This window comes from Micromonospora sp. MH33 (assembly GCF_003013775.1).
Classification (GTDB): domain Bacteria; phylum Actinomycetota; class Actinomycetes; order Mycobacteriales; family Micromonosporaceae; genus Micromonospora; species Micromonospora fulviviridis.
The window spans coordinates 1-17,854 of the sequence record NZ_MUYZ01000121.1 but is presented as its reverse complement, the minus strand read 5'-3'; the positions used below and the strand labels follow the sequence as shown (position 1 = coordinate 17,854).

Here is a 17,854-nt window from a genome sequence, read left to right as displayed (position 1 = left end):
GCCCGGCGCGGACGACGACTGAACCGCCGGCCGCCCTGCCGACCGGCGCGGACGAGGGCTGACGGCCGGCCGGCGTACCGTGGGCCGCTGGTCCGGTTCGCCGCCGCCCGGCTGCTCGCGCCGGGGCGTGACGCCGGGGACGCCACGCCGGCCGAGGTCACGTCGTCGCGTCCCAGACCTGCGACTCGAACTCCCTGAGCTGTCGCCGGATCTCCTCGGGATACGCCGTCCGGAAGGGGTGCCGGTCGGCGGGAATCACGCGGACCAGCTCCTCGACCATCTCCCCCGGGTCGCGCTGGTGCTCCAGGTAGTCGTCGAAGTCGGGCCGGTCCAGCAGGGCGGTCGAGGAGTCCCACCACTGGAACATGGCCTCGACCCCGGTGTCGTTGTATCCGGTCCGGTAGGGGCCGGGGTTGACGGCGGCGACCCGGACGCCGCGCGGCTCCAGCTCGCCCTTCATGGCCCAGGCCAGCGCCTCGATGGCGTGTTTGGTGGCGGCGTAGACGCCGACCCACGGCCGGGTCCGGACGCCGACTGCGGAGGACACCCAGACGACCTTGCCCGCGCCCCGCTCCAGCATCGGCGGCACCAGGTCCTGCACGAGGTGCAGGTGCCCGAAGACGTTCACCTCGAAGGAGCGGCGGACCCGGTCCATCGGGATCTCCACCACCGCCCCCGCCTCCTGGACGCCCGCGTTGAGCACCAGGACGTCCACCCGGTGGCGTCGGGCGTACGCCCGGTCGGCCGGGTCGGTGACGTCGAGCTTGATCGCGTCGAGGCTCACGCCGACCTGCTCCGCCTCGGTGCGCAGCTCGCGTACCTGGGGCCAGATCTCGGCGCCGGCGACGACGTGGTGGCCGGCGCGGGCCAGCCCGAGCGCGGCACCCCGGCCGAGCCCGCTGCCGGCCCCGGTGATCAGGATGTCGGCCACCCGGTCAGCCCTGCCGGGCCTTCTGCCGGGGATCCGCCTTGTTGAGCACGAAAACCTTGCCCCGGCGGCGTACCACGATCGAGTTGGCCTTGCGCTTCAGCGCGCGCAGGGAGCTTCGGACCTTCATCCCGCACCTCCGTTCCCGGTGGTTTCCCCGTTCGGGGTCGCGTACCCGCCGGGGCCACGGTCATGCGCGGGAGCCGGGGCGGCGGGTTCCCCCGCCGCCCCGGTCCGGTCAGGGGTAGCTGACCAGGTTCACCGGCACGGTGTTCGTGCCCTGCGCCGTGCCTCCGGTGTCGTTGATGACGTGGGTGATCGATCCGTTGCCGCCCAACGAGACGGTGAGCAGGCTGTGGAACTTCACTCCGGACTTGATGGGCGCCTCGAAGCCGTGGTACGCGGCGATGGTCGGATCGACGTTGAAGTAGCAGTAGCTGCCCATCCCCCAGCCCTCGAACGTGCTGACCGCGTCGGCGACCTTGACGGCGGCGTAGCCCACCCTTGACCCGTTCATCCAGGCAGACGCGCTCGGCGGGTCGTACGGCAGCTCGTTCTGGAAGAAGATGATGCGCCCGTTTTCGCCGTTCCAGATCACCTCGTACTTCTGGTAGTGCTCGACGAAGAGCCCGAGCGCGGTGACGTTGTTGCCGTTGACGATCAGGCCGGTGTCGGCGGTGTTCACGGTCCAGCCGACGCCGGTGCCGTGGTCCGCCCGCCAGGCCCAGATGTGGTCGATCAGGGCGTCGTTCTGGTTGACCACCAGGCTGGTGGTGGCCTTGCCCGCGCCGGCGCCGCCGATGCGGAAGAAGACGTCCTGGATGGAGGTCGGGTTGGCGGCGTGGCTCGCGGACGAGCCGGCCGTGCCGACCTGGAGCAGCACCGGCGAGTTGGTCGGACCGGCGTCGAACAGCAGCCCGGCCAACCGGACCCCGTCGACGTCGGCGACCGACATGGCGGTGACCCCGTTCTGCGGGATCAGCGTCGGGTAGCCGACCCCGAGCACCACGGTGCCGGGGCGGTTGACGGTGATGGTCTGGCTCACCGGGTAGATCCCGGGGGTGAAGAGCAGGTTCAGGCCCTGCGCCAGGGCCGCGTTGATGGTGGCGGCGGAGTCGCCCGGCTTGGCGACGTAGAACTGGCTCAACGGCACCGAGGTGCCGGCCGTCGCGCCGCCCAGCCAGGACGCGCCGCTGGCGTTGGTCCGGGTGGACGGGACGAAGACCTGGTAGTTGCCGCTGCCGTCGAGGTAGAGGTACGGGATGTCGCGGCTGACCGGGGTCTGCGCCAGGGTGGTGTACGCCGGGTTGGGGAAGCTGGTGGCCGGCGCCCCGACCACCCCGGAGTTGGTCACGTTCCACACGGCGTTGAGGTAGCCGCCGACGTTGCTGTCCCGGGTGTACCACTGCTGCTGCGAGTACGGCTGGACGACGCCGGTGACCCGGCTGTCGGCGATGTACCCGCCGCTGGCCCAGCCGTAGCCGTTCGGGGCCAGGTTGAGGTCGCCCTGGATGTCCATCCGGCGGAACGGCGCGGCCTGCGAGACGGCCCACCGGGTGAACCCGGCCGAGGGGAAGACCTGCATGTTCGACGCCGAGCGCCAGAAGTTCTGGGTGGCGTTGCCGTTGAACCAGCCCGCGTCGACGGTGACGTCACCATGGATCCGGACGTCGCCGGGGTTCCGGCCGAGACCCATGATCGAGGTGTAGAAGCCGATCTGCGCGTTGATGCCCGAGTAGTCGCCCGGCTTGAACATGAGGGCGTACCGCTGGGTGCCGAACTGGTTCGACTCCTGGGTGCGGAAGACCGCGTCGAGCTGGCTCTGGATGCTGGCGCTCGACATCGAGGGGTCGAACGTGAGCACGTTCGGCCCGAGCGACCCGCCGCCCGGGATGGTGCCGCCGCCGGCGGTGTTCACGGTGACCTCCCAGAGCGAGTAGCCCCAGCCGGTGGCCCGGGCGGTGCCGTACATCCGCAGGTAGCGGCCGGAGCCGCTGACGGTGAGGGTGTCGGTGCCGCCGTCGCCGGTGGTGGTGGCGTACACGGTGGTCCAGGCGGCGCCGTCGGTCGAGGTCTGGATCTGGTACGCGCGCCCGTAGGCGGCCTCCCAGCTCAGCACGACCCGGCAGAGGGTACGGACGCTGCCGAGGTCGACCTGGAGCCACTGCGGATCGCTCGCGGCGCTGGCCCAGCGGGTGGTCGGGCTGCCGTCCACCGCCGCCGTGGCGGGGGTGCCGGCGTTCTCCGTGGACGAGGCGGTGGCGGGCCGGCCCTGCGCCGCGTTGGTCGCGGTGTCGCAGCCGGTGCCGCCGGCGGTGCTGCCGTAGACCTGGAACTCCCACAGCGAGTAGCCGTAGGCGGTGGCCCGGGCGGTGCCGGTCATCCGCACGTAGCGGCCGGTGCCGCTCACCGTGAGGTCGTCGGTGCCCCCGTCACCGGCCGTCGTGCTGAAGACGGTGGTCCAGGCGGCGCCGTCGGTCGAGGTCTGGACCTGGTACGACCGCGCGTACGCGGCCTCCCACACCAGGGTGACCCGGGAGACGGTGGCCGTGGCGCCGAGGTCGACCTGGATCCACTGGGGATCGCCGAAGGCGCTGGACCACCGGGTGCCGGTGTCGCCGTCGGTGGCGTTGCTGGCCGGGGTGCCGGCGTTCTCCACAGAGGAGGCGGCGGTGGGTCGGCCCTGGGAGATCAGCGGGTCGGCCGCCCGGACCGGGGACGGCGGGGCCACCAGCGCCACGGTGGCGAGCAGCGTGGCCAGCACGGCGAGCAGCCGGCGCAGTGGCGGGCGGGGCGGACTGAGGTGCGGCGGGACGGGTGACATGGGCGTCTCCGTGGCGGGGGGTGGTGGGGAGCCGGACGACGGACGGGTTTCCGGCATGTTGCGGTCACCCGCCCGTTCGCTGGACCCTTCCTCCGCGTAGTGGCGCATGTCAATTCCTCGGGCGCCCGCCGGAGGCTTTTTTCGCGCCTTGTGAAAAGTCCGGAACTAAGTGCGGTGCGGCCGCCGGGTGTGGTCCCGGCGGCTCCCGTACCGCGTCAGGCGACCGCGCAGGCGGTGCCGTTGAGGGTGAAGGAGGTGGGCTTGCCGGTGTTACCGGTGTGGGTGGCCTGGAAGCCGATGTCCACCGAGCCGTTCGGCGCGATGGTCCCGTTGTAGGAGACGTTGCGGGCGGTCACCGCCCCGCTGGTCGGGGCGTACGTGGCGTTCCAGCCGTTGGTCACGGTCTGCCCGGCGGGCAGGGTGAAGGCGAGGCTCCAGCCGTTGACCGCCGTGGCGGCGGTGTTGGTGATCGTGACGGACGCGGTCAGCCCGGTGTTCCAGGCGTTCACCCCGTACGCGACCCGGCACCCGCCGGACGGCGGCGGCGTGCTGGGCGGCGGCGTCGTGGGTGGCGGCGTGCTGGGCGGGGTGCTGGTCGGCGGCGGGCTCGTGGGCGGCGGGCTGGTGTCCAGGCCGAAGAAGCGCACCGCCTGGGCCGCGTCGACCGGCAGGTTGTGCGAGACGCCCTGCATGCTGATCGCCTCGACCGTCGCGGTGCCGCCGGTGCCGCCGTACCGGGTCCGGGTGTAGCCGGACTGCGGGCTGTCGGTGTACGCCGGCGTCTGGCTCAGCCCGTTCACGTTGGTCCACTGCTTGATTTCTTCGGTGAAGTTCGGGTAGCGCAGGGTCTCGTCGTTGGTCCCGTGCCAGAGCTGCATCCGGGGCCGCCGCCCGCTGTACCCCGGGTACGCGTTGCGGACCAGGTCACCCCACTGCTGCGGGGTCTTCACGACCTGGCCGTTGGCGCACTCGCTGTTCCACTCGGAGCCGTTGGTGGTGGCGAAGCAGCCGAAGGGCACGCCGGCGAAGGCCGCGCCCGCGCTGAACACGTCCGGGTAGAGGCCGAGCAGCACGTTGGTCATCATGGCGCCGGACGAGGTGCCGGTGGCGAAGATCCGGTTCGGGTCGACGGGGTAGCGCTGCCGCACGTGGTCGACCATCGACTTGATGCCCACCGGGTCGCTGCCGCCGTCGCGGCGCAGCGCCTGGGGCGAGGAGACGTCGAAGCACTGGCTGCTCCGGGTCACCGACGGGTAGACGACGAGGTAGCCGTACCGGTCGGCCAGCGCGGCGAACTGGGTTCCGGAGTACATGGCCGGCCCGGTGCCGGTGCAGTAGTGGTTGACCACGAGCAGCCCGGGCCGCGCCGCGACGGTGTCCGGGACGTACAGGTACATCCGCAGGTTGCTCGGGTTGGCGCCGAAGTTCGTCACCTCGGTCAGCGCGGCCGCGGCGGCGGGGCCGGGGGCGGCGACCGCCGCCAGGGCGGCCAGCCCGGCGGCGACCACGGCGGCGCCGAGCAGCCTGAGTCTTCTCCTTCTGGGCAGCATGGCATCTCCTCAGGTGGTGGGGACGCCGCGTGGGGCGGGCGCGCCCGCGGCGTGCTCGCCGGCGAGGCGCCTACGACGGCGGCCCGGACCCTCGGAGACGAGATAGACGACCGCGAATCGATGCGGTCCGAGTCGGAGTTTAGGTCGCGGCCACCGGGCCGACAACAAGTTCCGGAAATGCTCGGACCGGTTGCCGGCCCGGGTCCGGTCCGGCCGGTAGCAGGTCGGTGAGGAAGCGGTCGAGCAGCGCCACCTGCCGAGCCGCCGGGAAGGTGGCCGGGTGGGGCGGGCCCGTCAGACGGTGATGACGACTTTCGCCCGCGCGTGCTCACCTTCGAGGTACCGGATGGCCCGGGGTACCTCGTGGAGCGGATAGGTCCGGTCGATGACCGGGATGAGGCGGCCGGCCTCGGCATGGGCGCGGAGCGTGTCGAGGTGCTGCCGGCCGGGTGCCGTCGCCAGCGTGACGATGCGGTGTCGGACGAAGGGCCCCAGCAGCCGCCCGCGCGTGATGAGCCAGACCGGTCCCACCAGGCTGCCGCCGCGGTACACGCCGCCGCCGGAGAGCACCAGGGTTCCGGTCGGGGTCAGCACCCGCCGGAGCGCGGCGAGCGAGCGGTTGCCGACCAGGTCGAACACGACGTCGTGACGGCCGGTGTCGCGGGCGAGGTCGTCGCGGGTGTAGTCGACGACGTGGTCGGCGCCGAGAGAGCGGACCAGGTCCACGTTGCGGGTGCTGCACACCCCGGTCACGGTCGCGCCGAGCACCTTGGCCAGCTGGACCGCCAGGGTGCCGACGCCGCCGGAGGCGCCGTTGATGAGCACCCGGTGTCCGGGCTGCACCTGCCCGGCGTCGCGCAGTCCCATGAGCGCCGTGATGCCGGCCAGCGGCAGGGCGGCCGCCTGCTGCGCCGTCAGGTTCGCCGGCTTCGCGGCCACCAGGCTCTCGGGCACGCACACGTACTCGGCGAACGCGCCGTTGGCCTCGCCGAGGTCGCCGAAGACGGCGTCGCCCGGACGCACCTGTCGAACGTCGGCGCCGACGGCCTCGACCCGGCCGGCGAAATCCCGGCCACGGACCCGCGCCCGGGGCCTAGACCGGCCCATCGCCAACCGCGCCAGTCGTGGATCGCCGCGCATGGCATGCCAGTCGTACGCGTTGAGCGCGGCGGCCTCCACCCGCACGAGCACCTCGTCGGCGGCGGGCACCGGCGTGTCCACCTCCGCGAGCCTGAGCGTCTCCGGCGGGCCGTACCGGTCCTGGACGATCGCCTTCATCTTTCCCTCCCTTCGGTGTACGGCGTACACCTCATGGGAAACACGGTAGGTGTACGCCGTACACCCGTCAAGGGCGTTATGGTTTCAACCGCCGCCGGAAGACGAGGATCGAGATGGCTGAGCAGGCTGAGACGCTGCGCCGGGCGCCGCTGAGCAGGGACCGGATCCTGCGCGCCGCCATCGCGCTCGCCGACCTGGCCGGAATCGAGTCCCTCAGCATGCGCAACCTCGCCCAGGATCTGGGCGTCGTGCCGATGGCCCTCTACAAGCACGTGGCCAACAAGGACGAACTGCTCGGCGGCATGATCGACGTGGTCGTCGGTGAGATCGACCCGCCGGTGCCCGACGCCGACTGGAAGCACGCGGTCCGCCGCCGCATCCTCTCGGCGCGGGAGGTGCTGCGGCGCCACCCCTGGGCGCCGCTGGCGATCGAGTCGCGGAACATGGCGACACCGGCCATCCTGGCCTACCTCGACTCGATGGTCGCGGCGTTCCGGGCCGGCGGGCTCTCCGCCGACCTGGCGCACCACGTGATGCACGCGATGGGCAGCCGGATCCTGGGGTTCAGCCAGGAACTGTTCGACGCCTCCCGGAGTGCCGGCCGGTCCGGCACGAGCAACCCGGCCCCGCCGGCGGCCTTCCCGCCGGAGATCGCGGCCCGGTTCCCGCACCTCGCGGAGATCGCCATGGCGGCGTCCCACGAGGACGAGTCGGTCGTCGGGCAGGGCTGTGACGACCGGTTCGAGTTCGAGTTCGCGCTGGACCTGCTGCTGGACGGCATCGAACGGCTGCAACGGCAGGGCTGGACCTCGTCCCGCCGACCCCGGTGAGCGGCAGGACGCCTAGACGACCTCGGCGTCGGCACGGCGGCGCACCTCGGCGAGCATCTCGTCGACCGAGCCGGCCGGGTCGGTGACCGGGAACTGCACCGCCCGCACCACCGCCGCCGGGTCCAGCAGCAGGGTGAGCCGCTTGAACCGGGCCACGCCGCCGGCCCGGAAGGTGGGCAGCAGCAGGCCGGCGGCGAGCCGACCGTCCTCGTCGGAGAGCAGCGGGTACGGCAACCGGGCGTGCGCGGCGAAGGCGGCGAGCTGGTCCGGGCGCTGGGTGCTCACGCCCCGCACCTCGGCCCCGGCCGCCTGGAACAGCGGGTGCCGGTCGGCGTACGTGCGCGATTCGAGGGTGCACCCGACGGCGCCCGGGATCTCCCCCCAGCTCGGCGGGAGGGCCGGGGCGCCCGGCGCGAACGCGCCCGGGAAGAGGTAGAGCACGGTCCACCGCCCGGGCGCCGCCGGCGACTCCGTGCCGCCGTCGTGCCGGGCCAGGCTCATCGGGGGTACGCGACGGCCGACGAGCCGGCGCACCCGCCGCGCTTCGGCGGAGTCCGCGTCGGCGGTCGCGGTCAGCCCGCCGTCGCCCATCACGTGCCGGGTGCCCCAGTCCTGGAGGGCGACCAGCACCGGCAGCAGGGCCTCCCCCTTGGCGGTGAGCAGGTAGTCGTGGCGCGGCGGGTGCGCCGAGTAGGGCTCGCGGCGCAGCACGCCGTGCGCGACCAACCCGGCGAGCCGCTCGGTGAGCGCCCGCCGGCTGACGCCCAGCTCGCGCTGCAACCCGTCGAAGCGCGTGGTGCCGCCGGCGACCTCCCGCACGATCAGCACCGTCCACCAGTCGCCCAGCACGCCGAGCGCCTGCGCGATGCCGCAGTCGGCGTCGCCGAGGTCCGCCCGTCTCACATCCCACCTCCCGCTCGGCCCGGAGCCTCGACTATAGTCCGTTTCAGTTTGGAACTCACTGGCTCGGATCGGGGGTTGGCGGCATGTCCGTCGAGCAGGGGGCCGGGGTGTTCTGGCGCTGGTGGGCCGCCGGCACCACCAGCTCGGTGGGATCGGCGGTCGGCGCCGTCGCGTTGCCGCTCACCGCGCTGACCGTGCTGGACGCGTCCGCGTTCGAGATGGGCCTGGTGGCCGCCGCGAGCTACGTCGCCTGGCTGGTGATCGGGCTGCCCGCCGGCGTGATCGTCCAGCGGCTGCCGCTGCGCGGCGCGCAGGTCGGCGCCGACCTGGCCCGGGCCGCCGCGGTGGCCTCCGTGCCGCTCGCCTGGTGGTGGGACCGGCTCACCGTGGCCCAGCTGGTCGTCGTGGCGCTGGTGGTCAGCTTCGCCAACGTGCTGTTCGACGTCGCCAACGCCACCTTCCTGCCGGCCATCGTCGGCCGCGACCAGCTGCACGCCCGCAACAGCCTCACCTCGGCCACCCACGCCGCCACCCAGCTCACCGGCCCGTCCCTGGGCGGCCTGGCGGTGCAGGCCCTCGGTGCGGTGCCGGCCGTGCTGGTCGACACGGCCAGCTATCTGGTCTCCGCGGCGCTGCTCGGGTCGCTGCCGGCCCGCCGGGTCGACGCCCCGGACCGCTGGCCCCCGGTCCGCGCCATGATCGGCGAGGGCTGGCGGTACGTCACCCGTCACCCGGTGATGGGACCGACCATGTGGACGGCCACCGCGGTGAACTTCGTCTGCGGGGCGCAGCTCGCCGTCTACCCCCTCTACCTGGTCCGGGAGCTGCACGCCCCGGCCGCGCTGGTCGGCGTGCTGCTCGCGGTCGAGGGGGTCGGCTCGCTGGCCGGCGCGGCCCTGATCCCGTGGATCACCGGGCGGTGGGGCACCGCCCGGTCGCTGCTGGTCGCCTGCCTGGTGGCGGTCGCCGGCGCGTTCCTGGTGCCGCTGGGCGCCGGCTGGCCGGCGTACCTGGCGTTCGCGGCCGGCAACGTGGTCTTCGCCGGTGGCGTGGTGGTGCTCAGCGTGACCACCCGCACCTACCGGCAGACCGCGAGCCCGCCCGACCTGCTCTCCCGGGTGATGGCCACGGTCCGCTTCGTCTCCTGGGGCGCCATCCCGGTCGGCGGGCTGCTCGCCGGGGCGCTCGCCGGGCTGGCCGGCGCCCGGGTCACCCTGTTCTGCTTCGCCGCGGCCACCGTGCTGGCTCCCCTGGCCCTGCTCCTGTCCCCGGTATGCCGCCTGCGCGACCTGACCGACCTGCGGGTCGACGAGCCGGTCGACCGGGAGATCGTCGCGGCGGCCGGGTGACCCCGGCCTCGGCGCTCAGTCTGGCAGGACGGCCGCGGCGACCCGGCGGGCCCGCGCCGGGCGGGTGAGCACGTCGACGTTGTCGAGGTACTGATCCACCGCGCCGACCGGCGGGCGGGCACGCAGCACCGGGTCGGTGATCGCCGCGCGCAGCGCGGTGGTGAACCGCTCGGCACGCAGGACCAGGAACGGCCGGTCGTGGAACGGCCGGGCGGCCGGGTCGACCGGCGCGGCCAGCCCGGTGTCGTTGGTCCAGGCCGCCACCGTCTCCAGCGCCCGGACCAGCCCGGCCTGCCGCCGGGACCAGCCGTCCGGGCCGAGGGCCGTGGTCAGCCCGTCCACCACCGGCGCCGCGGCCGGCAGCGCGGCGAAGACCGTGCCGAGCCATTTCGCGTACGGGGGCCAGCGGCGGTGCAGCAGCAGGCCCAGGCGCATCAGGTCGCGGGCCAGTGTGGCGGTCACCACCCGGCTGCCCAGCTCGTCGCCGACCTCGGCGCAGCGGCCGGCCAGGTGCTCGACCTGGCCGACCCGCTGCCACCCGGCCGCCAGCACGTGCCGCCAGACGTCGTCCGGGTACCAGGCCAGCCGGGCCCGGACGGCGGTGAGCGACCCGTCCAGCCCGTCGTGGAACACCGCCCCGCCGGTCAGCTCGGCGAGCCGCTGGGTGGGCGCGGCCAGCCAGTCCGCCGTCGTCATCGCGGACTGCGGGTCCCCGCCCAGCCGGTCCCGCAGCCACGCTCCCAGCTCGTCGACGCTCACCCCGAGCCGCTCGCCGTCAGCGCGGGCCACGCCGAGCCGGACCGTCGGGCCGCCGGTGAACCGGGTCGGCCAGCCGAGGAACTCGGTCGGCAACTCGGCGTCGAGGACCGCCCGCACCGGCGCCACCTCGGCCCCGTCGGCGACGAAGAGCTGGGTGCGCGGCCCCCAGTCGTGGTCGGTCGACCGGGGCGTGTCCAGCCCGAGCAGCTCCGAGCCGCCGTCGAGCAGCCCGGCGGCGTAGCGCAGGCGGGGCAGCCGGCGGGCCAGCAGCGGGGCGACCACCTCGTCGTGGAACCGGTGCGCCAGGATCAGGCCGGGTACGAACGTCACCCCGCCAGTCTGCGCACCGCACGCCGGTCGCGCGGCCCGGTTTCCGGCCGACGCCGCCGTCAGCGGAGGTGGTGGCGGTCCGCCCAGGCGGAGACCGCGGCGGCGATCTCGGCGGGGCGGTCCTCAAGCGCGTGGTGCCCGGCCGGCCCGCAGGCGACCGTCTCCAGGGCCGCCATGTTCCGCGCGCACCAGTCGGCCAGCTCCGGGGTGATCAGCAGGGTCGGTGAGCCCTCGAAGGTCAGCAGCAGCTTCGGCACGCGGTCGCTGGCGGCCAGCCACCGGTCGTACGCCTCGATCCGGGCGACCAGCTCGGCCGGCTCGCCTCCCAGCGGCATCTGGCGGGCCCAGGCCAGCAGTGGCCGCCGGCTCTCCCGGGTCGGGTACGGCGCGAGATAGGTCTTCAGGTCCTCCTCGCCGACCGGTTGGAGCACCCCGCCGGTGAACGCCTGCCGGACGAGCAGGTCCTGGTCGAGCACGAGCTGCTCGCCGACGCCCGGCGTGCGGATCGCCTCGGATCGGGCCCGGGCCTGCGGTGAGAGGTCGCTCCACGCCATCGGCTTCACCATGGTCTCCAGGAACGCCACGCCGCGTACCCGCTCGGGGTGCCGGGCCGCCCAGTCGAAGGCGAGCGCGCCGCCCCAGTCGTGGCCGACCAGCACCACGTCGGTCAGGTCGAGGGCGTCGAACCAGGCGTCCAGGTAGCGGGCGTGGTCGGCGAAGAGGTACGGCAGGTCGGGCTTTCCGGAGCGGCCCATGCCGATGAGGTCGGGTGCGAGCAGCCGGCCCGCGCCGACCCCGGGCAGCACCTTCCGCCAGGTGTGCGACGAACCGGGGTTGCCGTGGAGGAACACGAACGCCGGTCCGGTGCCGCTCTCCTCGTGGTGGATGGTCGAGTCCAGTACGCGCGTCTCGGACATGTCCCGGCGCTCCTTCGTCAGTCGGGTGGGTCGAGCGGGGTGTCCAGCAGCGTGGACAGGTCGCGGACGAACGCCGCCGTACGCGGGTCGTCCCGGCCACCGAGCGGGGCGAGCAGCCGGTCGAGCAGCGCCTGGACGGTGTCGATCGCCGGGCGGGCCACCTGCTGCCCCCGCTCGGTCAGGGTCAGTCGGACCGCGCGCGTGTCGGCCGGGTCGCGCTCGCGCCGCACCAGCCCGTCGGCCTCCAGGGACCGGGCCAGCTTCGACACGTAGAGCGGCTCCAGGCCGGTGTGGTCGGCCAGCTCGCGCTGGCTCGGGCGCAGGCCGGCGCGGCGCATCCCGTGCAGCGAGGAGAGCAGCACGTACTGCGCGTGGGTGAGGTCGAGCGGGGCGAGCGCCCGGTCCACCGCCACCCGCCAGCGCATCGCCAGCCGCCAGACCAGGTGGCCGGGACCGGGGCCGACCGGCGTTCCGTTCATGCGGGAAACAGTACATGGACATGATGTACATGGCTAGTATTTTTCTGCCGGGTCCCCCACCTCGTCGGTGGGCTGTGCCAGGCTGTCCGCGTGGCACACCGACCCCCGATCCTGCTGATCGACTCCCCGAGCCTCTACTTCCGCGCCTACTTCGGCATCCCCGAGTCGGCGGCGAAGACGGACGACGGCCAGCCGGTCAACGCCGTCCGCGGCTTCCTCGACATGCTGGCCCAGCTCGTCCGCACCCGGCGGCCGGACCGGATGGTCTGCGCGCTCGACCACGACTGGCGACCGGCGTGGCGGGTCGAGCTGCTGCCGTCGTACAAGGCGCACCGGGTGGCGCCCGAGGGCGGCGAGGTGGTGCCGGACACCCTCTCCCCGCAGGTGCCGATGATCCTGGAGGTCCTCGACGCGCTCGGCATCCCGGCGGTCGGCGCCACCGGCTACGAGGCCGACGACGTGCTCGGCACCCTCTCGGTGACCCAGCCGGGCCCGGCCGAGGTGGTCTCCGGCGACCGCGACCTGTTCCAGCTCGTCGACGACGTCCGCCAGGTGCGCCTGCTCTACGTGGGCCGCGGCGTGGCCAAGCTCGACGACTGCGACGACGCCGCGGTCCGGGCCCGCTACGGCGTGCCCGCCGACCGCTACGCCGACTTCGCGGCGCTGCGCGGCGACCCGAGCGACGGCCTGCCCGGTGTGCCCGGGGTGGGCGAGAAGACCGCCGCCCGCCTCATCGAGCGGTACGACGGCCTGCCCGGCATCCTCGCCGCGCTGGACGACCCGGGCTCCGGCTTCGCCCCCGGGCTGCGCACCAAGCTGAACGCGGCCCGCGACTACCTGGCCGTCGCGCCGAAGGTGGTCCGGGTCGCCACCGACGTGCCGCTGCCGGAGCTGGCAACCGCGTTGCCCACGGCGCCGGCGGACCCGGACCGGCTGCTGGAGCTGGCGCAACGGTGGAACCTGGCCGGATCCTGCCGGCGCCTGGTGGACGCGCTCGCCCTGCCCCGGTCCTGACCGGGACGGCCGGGCCGGCCCGGCCGGCGGAATCAGGCGGTGGAGTGGTAGGCCAGCACGCCCCGGTTGACCGCCGCGATCGCCTGCCGGGCGGTCGAGCGCAGCTCGGTGGACGCGCCGCCGGAATCGGCGAGCTGGCCGAGCAGGTCGACCACCTGGCGGGACCAGCGGACGAAGTCGCCAGCCGGCATCTCGCCGTCGATCTGGTGCCCGCTGGCCAGCACCTTGGCCAGCGCCTCGCCCCGCGCCCAGCGGTAGATCGGCCAGGCGAAGCCGAGGTCCGGCTCGCGGGTGACCGCCAGGCCACGGGACGCCTCGTCGGCCTCGATGTCGCCCCAGAGCTTCAGCGTCTCGTCGACCGCCTCCGCGACCGGACCGCGGGGCAGCCCGGCCCGCTCGTCGACGTCCCGGCGGGCCTCGAAGACCACCACCGAGACGGCGGCGGCCAGCTCGGCCGGGGAGAGCCCGTCCCACACCTTGCGGCGCAGGCACTCGGCGACCAGCAGGTCGGCCTCGGTCCAGATCCGGCCGAGCATCCGGCCGGCGTCGGTCACCTCGCCCTCCGCGGTGAGGTAGCCGCGCGCGGTCAGCAGCGCGACGATCCGGTCGAAGGTACGGGCCAGCGAACCGGTCCGGCCGGCCACTCGCTGGCGCAGCTCCTCGGTGTCGCGCTCCAGGCGGCGGCGCCGCTCGGCCCAGCGGGCGTGCTCCTCCCGGTCGGGGCAGGCGTGGCAGGGATGCCGGCGCAGCTCGGTGCGGAGCTGGCTCAGCTGGTGGTCCTCGCCGACCACCTGCCGGGAACGCCCACCGCGTCGACCGCCGTGCCGGTCCAGCCCGGTGCCGCTGACCTCGGCCGCGAGGTCCCGGCGGGCCGCCGGCGAGCGGTGGTTGAAGTGCTTCGGCACCCGGATCCGAGCGAGCACCTCAGCCGGGGTGGTGAAGTCGCCGGGGCTGACCCGCCCGGCCCACCGGTCCTGGGTGAGCACCAGCGGGCGGGGCTCGCCGAAGCCGCCGGTGGCCGGGTCGAGCACCACCGCGAGGCCGGCCCGCCGGCCCGACGGTACCCGGATCACGTCGCCCACCCGCAGCCGCTCCAGCGAGGCGACCGCCGCGGCCTTGCGCTGGGTCTGGCCCTGCCGGGCGATGGCACGCTCCCGGTCGGCGATGGCCACCCGCAGGGCGAAGTATTCGTCGAAGTCGCCCTGGTGGCAGGCCGCCTCGGCGCCGTACGCCTCGATGGTCTCGGTGTTGCGCTGCACCTGCCGGGCCAGGCCGACCACCGACCGGTCCGCCTGGAACTGCGCGAACGAGGACTCCAGCAGGGCCCGGGCCGGCTCCGCGCCGACGGTGCCGACCAGGTTGACGGCCATGTTGTAGGAGGGCCGGAAGCTGGACCGCAGCGGGTAGGTGCGGGTGGAGGCGAGACCGGCGACGTGCCGGGGGTCGGTCTCCGGCGACCAGACCACCACGGCGTGCCCCTCGACGTCGATGCCGCGCCGGCCGGCCCGCCCGGTGAGCTGCGTGTACTCCCCCGGGGTGAGGTCGACGTGCGCCTCGCCGTTGAACTTGACCAGGCGCTCCAGCACCACGCAACGGGCCGGCATGTTGATGCCCAGGGCGAGGGTCTCGGTGGCGAAGACCGCCTTGACCAGGCCGCGGACGAACAGCTCCTCGACGACCTCCTTGAACGCGGGCAGCATGCCGGCGTGGTGAGCGGCGAGGCCGCGCTCCAGCCCGTCGAGCCACTCCCAGTAGCCCAGCACGGTCAGGTCCTCGCCCGGGATGGCGGTGATCCGCGACTCGACGACCTGCCGGATCTCGGTGCGCTCCTCGGGCGAGGTGAGCCGCAGCCCGGCGGCGAGGCACTGCTGGACGGCCGCCTGGCAGCCGGCCCGGCTGAAGATGAACAGGATCGCCGGCAGCAGGTTCTCCCGGTCCAGCCGGTCGACGATGTCGGGGCGCATCGGGCCACGCCAGCGGGGTCCGCGCCGGCCCGCGCCGGGGCCGGCGCTGCGCCCCTCCCCCAGCTCCAGCCGGCGCACGGTGTCCCGGGTGTAGCGCAGCAGCTCCGGGTGGACGTCGTGCTTGCGGGCGGCGTCGGCGTCGTGGAACAGGTCGAACATCCGCTTGCCGACCAGCATGTGCTGCCAGAGCGGCACCGGGCGGTGCTCGCTGACCACCACGGCGGTCTCGCCGCGCACGGTGACCAGCCAGTCGGCGAACTCCTCGGCGTTGGAGACGGTGGCGGAGAGCGAGACCAGGGTGACTGAGGCGGGCAGGTGGATGATCACCTCTTCCCAGACGCCGCCGCGGAACCGGTCGGCCAGGTAGTGCACCTCGTCCATCACCACGTAGGCCAGGCCCTCGAGGGTGGTCGAGCCGGCGTATAGCATGTTGCGCAGCACCTCGGTGGTCATCACCACCACGGGCGCGTCGCCGTTGATCGCGTTGTCGCCGGTGAGCAGGCCGACCTGCTCGGCGCCGTAGCGGTCGACCAGGTCGTGGTACTTCTGGTTCGACAGCGCCTTGATCGGCGTGGTGTAGAAGCACTTGCGCCGGGTGGTCGGCCCCCCGCCGCCGTCGGCCGCCGCCGGCTTCCCGGGCGTGCCGCGCAGCGCCAGGTGTACGGCGAACTCGCCCACCACGGTCTTGCCGGCGCCGGTGGGAGCGCACACCAGCACGCCGCTGCCCCGTTCCAGGGCCTCGCACGCCTCCCGTTGGAAGTCGTCGAGGTCGAACCCCAGATCGCGGGCGAATTCGTCCAGGGCCGGGAAGGCGGAGGCCTGCGCGGCCCGGCGGCGCGCCGCGGCGTACCGCTCGGCGGGGCTCGACATGTCCCCAAGATTAATCGGTGGGGCCGACGACCACCGGCCAAGGCCGTCCGGCAGGTGGGTCGGAGCGGGTCGGTAGGGTGCACGACGTGCCGGACCATGCCGAACCGCCCCACGTCTCGAGCGGCGCCGACGACGCCGTCCGCCCGAGCCCGTCCCGTCGCCCCGTGGAGGCGGTGCTCTTCGACTTCCACGGCACCCTCGCCCAGGTGGAGGAGCCCCGCGAGTGGGTGCACGCCGCCGCGGCGGCCTGCGGGGTCGAGCTGGACCGGGTACGCGCCACCGCGCTGGCCGACCGGCTGCTCACCGCCGGCCGGGCGGGCGGGCCACTGCCGGCGCGGATGCCGCCCCGGCTGGCCGAGCTCTGGGCCGACCGGGACCTCTACCCGCACGCCCACCGGGGCGCCTACACGGGGCTGGCCGAGACCGTGGACGCCGGCATCGAGGGGTTCGCCGACGCGCTCTACGAGCGGGTGCTGACTCCGGAGGGCTGGGTGCCGTACCCGGACACCGAGCCGGTGCTGGGCGCGCTGCGGGAGGCCGGGGTGAAGGTGGCGGTGGTCAGCAACATCGGTTTCGACATCCGGCCGCTGCTCGCCGCCTGGAAGCTGGACGGGTTGGTCGACGCCTGCGCCCTGTCGTACGAGGTGGGGCGCTGCAAGCCGGACCCGGGGATCTTCCTGCGGGCGTGTGGGATGCTCGGCGTCGACCCGGAGCGGACGCTCATGGTGGGCGACACCCCCGCCGACGCGGGGGCGGTGCGGGCCGGGTGCGGGGTGCTGGTGCTGCCCTGCGCCGACCCGGGCCGGCCGAACGGGCTGGGCGCCGTCCTCGACCTCGCCCTGCGGAACTGACCGCGCCGACCGGTGTACGTCGACCGCGGCACGACCGGGGTGGCCGACGGGCCGGCGGGCCGGCGGGCCGGCGACAGTGGGGCTGACCAGCGGCGCTAGCTTAACGGCGTGAGGTCCGACCGCTCCTTTCGTCCCCGGGTCCCCGGCCGGCTCTCTGGCGGCCGGGCGGGCGCGGTCGGGCTGGTGCTCGGCGGGGCGCTGTCGGTGCAGTTCGGCTCGGCGGTGGCCGCGCTGCTGTTCCCGCGTACCGGGGTGGCCGGGGCGGTCACCCTGCGGCTGGCCATCGGCGCGCTGCTGATGCTGGCCGTGTGCCGCCCCCGGCTGCGCGGGCACGGCCGGGGCGACTGGACGGCCGTGCTCGCCTTCGGGCTGGCCCTGGCCGGGATGAACTCGATCTTCTACCAGGCGATCGAGCGGATCCCGCTGGGACCGGCGGTGACCCTGGAGGTGCTCGGGCCGCTGGCGCTGTCCGTGGTCACCGCCCGTCGGCTGGCCGCCTGGTCCTGGGCCGGGCTGGCACTGGCCGGGGCGGCCCTGCTCGGCCAGGGCGGGTTCGACCGGCTGGACCCGGTCGGCGCCGCGCTGGCGCTGGCCGCGGGCGCGCTCTGGGCGGCGTACATCGTCTGTTCGGCCCGGGTCGGCGGGCGGTTCCCCAGGGCCGACGGGCTGGCCCTGGCGCTCGCGGTGGCCGCGCTGGTCACCCTGCCGATCGGGCTGGTCGGCTCCGGCGGCCGGCTGTGGCACCCGGCGGTGCTGGGGCTCGGCACCGGGCTGGCCCTGCTCGCCTCGGTGCTGCCGTACACCCTGGAGCTGCTGGCGCTGCGGCGGCTGCCCACGACGACCTTCGCCGTGCTGATGAGCCTCGGGCCGGCGATCGCCGCGCTGGCCGGGTGGCTCGTGCTCGGGCAGGCGCTGCACCCGGTGGAGGTGCTCGCCATCGGCCTGGTGATCGCCGCGAGCATCGGCGCGGTGCGGGCCGGCGCGCCGGCCGCCGCGCCGCCGCCCGCC

15 protein-coding genes are annotated in these 17,854 nt (G+C 74.3%); 5 read left to right on the top strand and 10 right to left on the bottom strand.

Features of this window, described 5'->3' with window-relative positions; translation table 11 throughout:
• Positions 1-157: 157 nt before the first annotated feature.
• The 5 genes from B0E53_RS19080 to B0E53_RS19060 form a co-directional block, all read right to left on the bottom strand.
• The gene (locus B0E53_RS19080; RefSeq protein ID WP_210406137.1) at positions 158-931 is read right to left on the bottom strand and encodes an SDR family oxidoreductase; all 774 of its coding nucleotides are present in this window, start codon (positions 929-931) and stop codon (positions 158-160) included.
• Between the two features lie 4 nt (positions 932-935).
• Positions 936-1,058 carry a 50S ribosomal protein L36 gene (locus B0E53_RS19075; protein ID WP_091265774.1) on the bottom strand — a complete coding sequence of 41 codons (123 nt, stop codon included), beginning with the start codon at positions 1,056-1,058 and terminating at the stop codon, positions 936-938.
• A 108-nt stretch (positions 1,059-1,166) separates the two neighbouring features.
• The gene (locus tag B0E53_RS19070) at positions 1,167-3,752 is read right to left on the bottom strand and encodes a discoidin domain-containing protein (RefSeq protein ID WP_107077308.1); all 2,586 of its coding nucleotides are present in this window, start codon (positions 3,750-3,752) and stop codon (positions 1,167-1,169) included.
• A 215-nt stretch (positions 3,753-3,967) separates the two neighbouring features.
• Complete coding sequence (locus B0E53_RS19065; protein WP_107077307.1) at positions 3,968-5,302, bottom strand: PHB depolymerase family esterase; 1,335 nt, start codon at positions 5,300-5,302, stop codon at positions 3,968-3,970.
• Positions 5,303-5,596: 294 nt separating this feature from the next.
• Entirely contained in the window at positions 5,597-6,580 is a 984-nt protein-coding gene (locus B0E53_RS19060; RefSeq protein WP_107077306.1) for an NAD(P)-dependent alcohol dehydrogenase, read from the bottom strand.
• 113 nt (positions 6,581-6,693) lie between these two features.
• On the opposite strand from B0E53_RS19060, the gene B0E53_RS19055 reads away from it, so the two are divergent.
• On the top strand, positions 6,694-7,410 hold the full coding sequence (locus tag B0E53_RS19055) for a TetR/AcrR family transcriptional regulator C-terminal domain-containing protein (RefSeq protein ID WP_107077305.1): 717 nt from the start codon (positions 6,694-6,696) through the stop codon (positions 7,408-7,410).
• Positions 7,411-7,422: 12 nt separating this feature from the next.
• Here B0E53_RS19055 and B0E53_RS19050 read toward each other — a convergent pair whose 3' ends face one another.
• Positions 7,423-8,313, bottom strand: coding sequence for a winged helix-turn-helix transcriptional regulator (locus tag B0E53_RS19050; RefSeq protein ID WP_107077304.1), 891 nt, complete (start codon positions 8,311-8,313; stop codon positions 7,423-7,425).
• A gap of 83 nt (positions 8,314-8,396) precedes the next feature.
• Between B0E53_RS19050 and B0E53_RS19045 the strand changes: the two genes are divergently transcribed.
• Positions 8,397-9,662: an MFS transporter gene (locus B0E53_RS19045; protein WP_107077303.1), complete on the top strand. Its 1,266-nt coding sequence runs from the start codon at positions 8,397-8,399 to the stop codon at positions 9,660-9,662.
• A gap of 15 nt (positions 9,663-9,677) precedes the next feature.
• Here B0E53_RS19045 and B0E53_RS19040 read toward each other — a convergent pair whose 3' ends face one another.
• The 3 genes from B0E53_RS19040 to B0E53_RS19030 are packed head-to-tail and all read right to left on the bottom strand — an operon-like array spanning position 9,678 to position 12,147.
• Positions 9,678-10,751 (bottom strand): DUF4037 domain-containing protein, encoded by a 1,074-nt coding sequence (locus B0E53_RS19040; protein ID WP_107077302.1) that lies wholly within the window; start codon positions 10,749-10,751, stop codon positions 9,678-9,680.
• Positions 10,752-10,810: 59 nt separating this feature from the next.
• Positions 10,811-11,668: a haloalkane dehalogenase gene (locus tag B0E53_RS19035; RefSeq protein WP_107077301.1), complete on the bottom strand. Its 858-nt coding sequence runs from the start codon at positions 11,666-11,668 to the stop codon at positions 10,811-10,813.
• A gap of 17 nt (positions 11,669-11,685) precedes the next feature.
• Complete coding sequence (locus tag B0E53_RS19030; RefSeq protein ID WP_107077300.1) at positions 11,686-12,147, bottom strand: MarR family transcriptional regulator; 462 nt, start codon at positions 12,145-12,147, stop codon at positions 11,686-11,688.
• A gap of 90 nt (positions 12,148-12,237) precedes the next feature.
• Between B0E53_RS19030 and B0E53_RS19025 the strand changes: the two genes are divergently transcribed.
• Entirely contained in the window at positions 12,238-13,161 is a 924-nt protein-coding gene (locus tag B0E53_RS19025) for a 5'-3' exonuclease (protein WP_107077299.1), read from the top strand.
• Positions 13,162-13,193: 32 nt separating this feature from the next.
• Here B0E53_RS19025 and B0E53_RS19020 read toward each other — a convergent pair whose 3' ends face one another.
• On the bottom strand, positions 13,194-15,995 hold the full coding sequence (locus B0E53_RS19020; RefSeq protein WP_107077298.1) for a DEAD/DEAH box helicase: 2,802 nt from the start codon (positions 15,993-15,995) through the stop codon (positions 13,194-13,196).
• An 86-nt stretch (positions 15,996-16,081) separates the two neighbouring features.
• Here B0E53_RS19020 and B0E53_RS19015 point away from each other — a divergent pair, with 86 nt between their 5' ends.
• Positions 16,082-16,846, top strand: a complete 765-nt coding sequence (locus tag B0E53_RS19015; RefSeq protein WP_107077311.1) for an HAD-IA family hydrolase — start codon at positions 16,082-16,084, stop codon at positions 16,844-16,846.
• 108 nt (positions 16,847-16,954) lie between these two features.
• Positions 16,955-17,854, top strand: a 900-nt coding sequence (locus B0E53_RS19010; RefSeq protein WP_107077310.1) for an EamA family transporter, incomplete at its 3' end; no start/stop codon positions are given.

Excerpts from the sequence above, each read along its gene's own strand:
- B0E53_RS19075 (WP_091265774.1), bottom strand. The coding sequence starts at position 1,058 with ATGAAGGTCCGAAGCTCCCTGCGCGCGCTGAAGCGCAAGGCCAACTCG.
- B0E53_RS19070 (WP_107077308.1), bottom strand. The coding sequence starts at position 3,752 with ATGTCACCCGTCCCGCCGCACCTCAGTCCGCCCCGCCCGCCACTGCGC.
- B0E53_RS19065 (WP_107077307.1), bottom strand. The coding sequence starts at position 5,302 with ATGCTGCCCAGAAGGAGAAGACTCAGGCTGCTCGGCGCCGCCGTGGTC.
- B0E53_RS19060 (WP_107077306.1), bottom strand. The coding sequence starts at position 6,580 with ATGAAGGCGATCGTCCAGGACCGGTACGGCCCGCCGGAGACGCTCAGG.
- B0E53_RS19055 (WP_107077305.1), top strand. The coding sequence starts at position 6,694 with ATGGCTGAGCAGGCTGAGACGCTGCGCCGGGCGCCGCTGAGCAGGGAC.
- B0E53_RS19045 (WP_107077303.1), top strand. The coding sequence starts at position 8,397 with ATGTCCGTCGAGCAGGGGGCCGGGGTGTTCTGGCGCTGGTGGGCCGCC.
- B0E53_RS19035 (WP_107077301.1), bottom strand. The coding sequence starts at position 11,668 with ATGTCCGAGACGCGCGTACTGGACTCGACCATCCACCACGAGGAGAGC.
- B0E53_RS19030 (WP_107077300.1), bottom strand. The coding sequence starts at position 12,147 with ATGAACGGAACGCCGGTCGGCCCCGGTCCCGGCCACCTGGTCTGGCGG.
- B0E53_RS19020 (WP_107077298.1), bottom strand. The coding sequence starts at position 15,995 with ATGTCGAGCCCCGCCGAGCGGTACGCCGCGGCGCGCCGCCGGGCCGCG.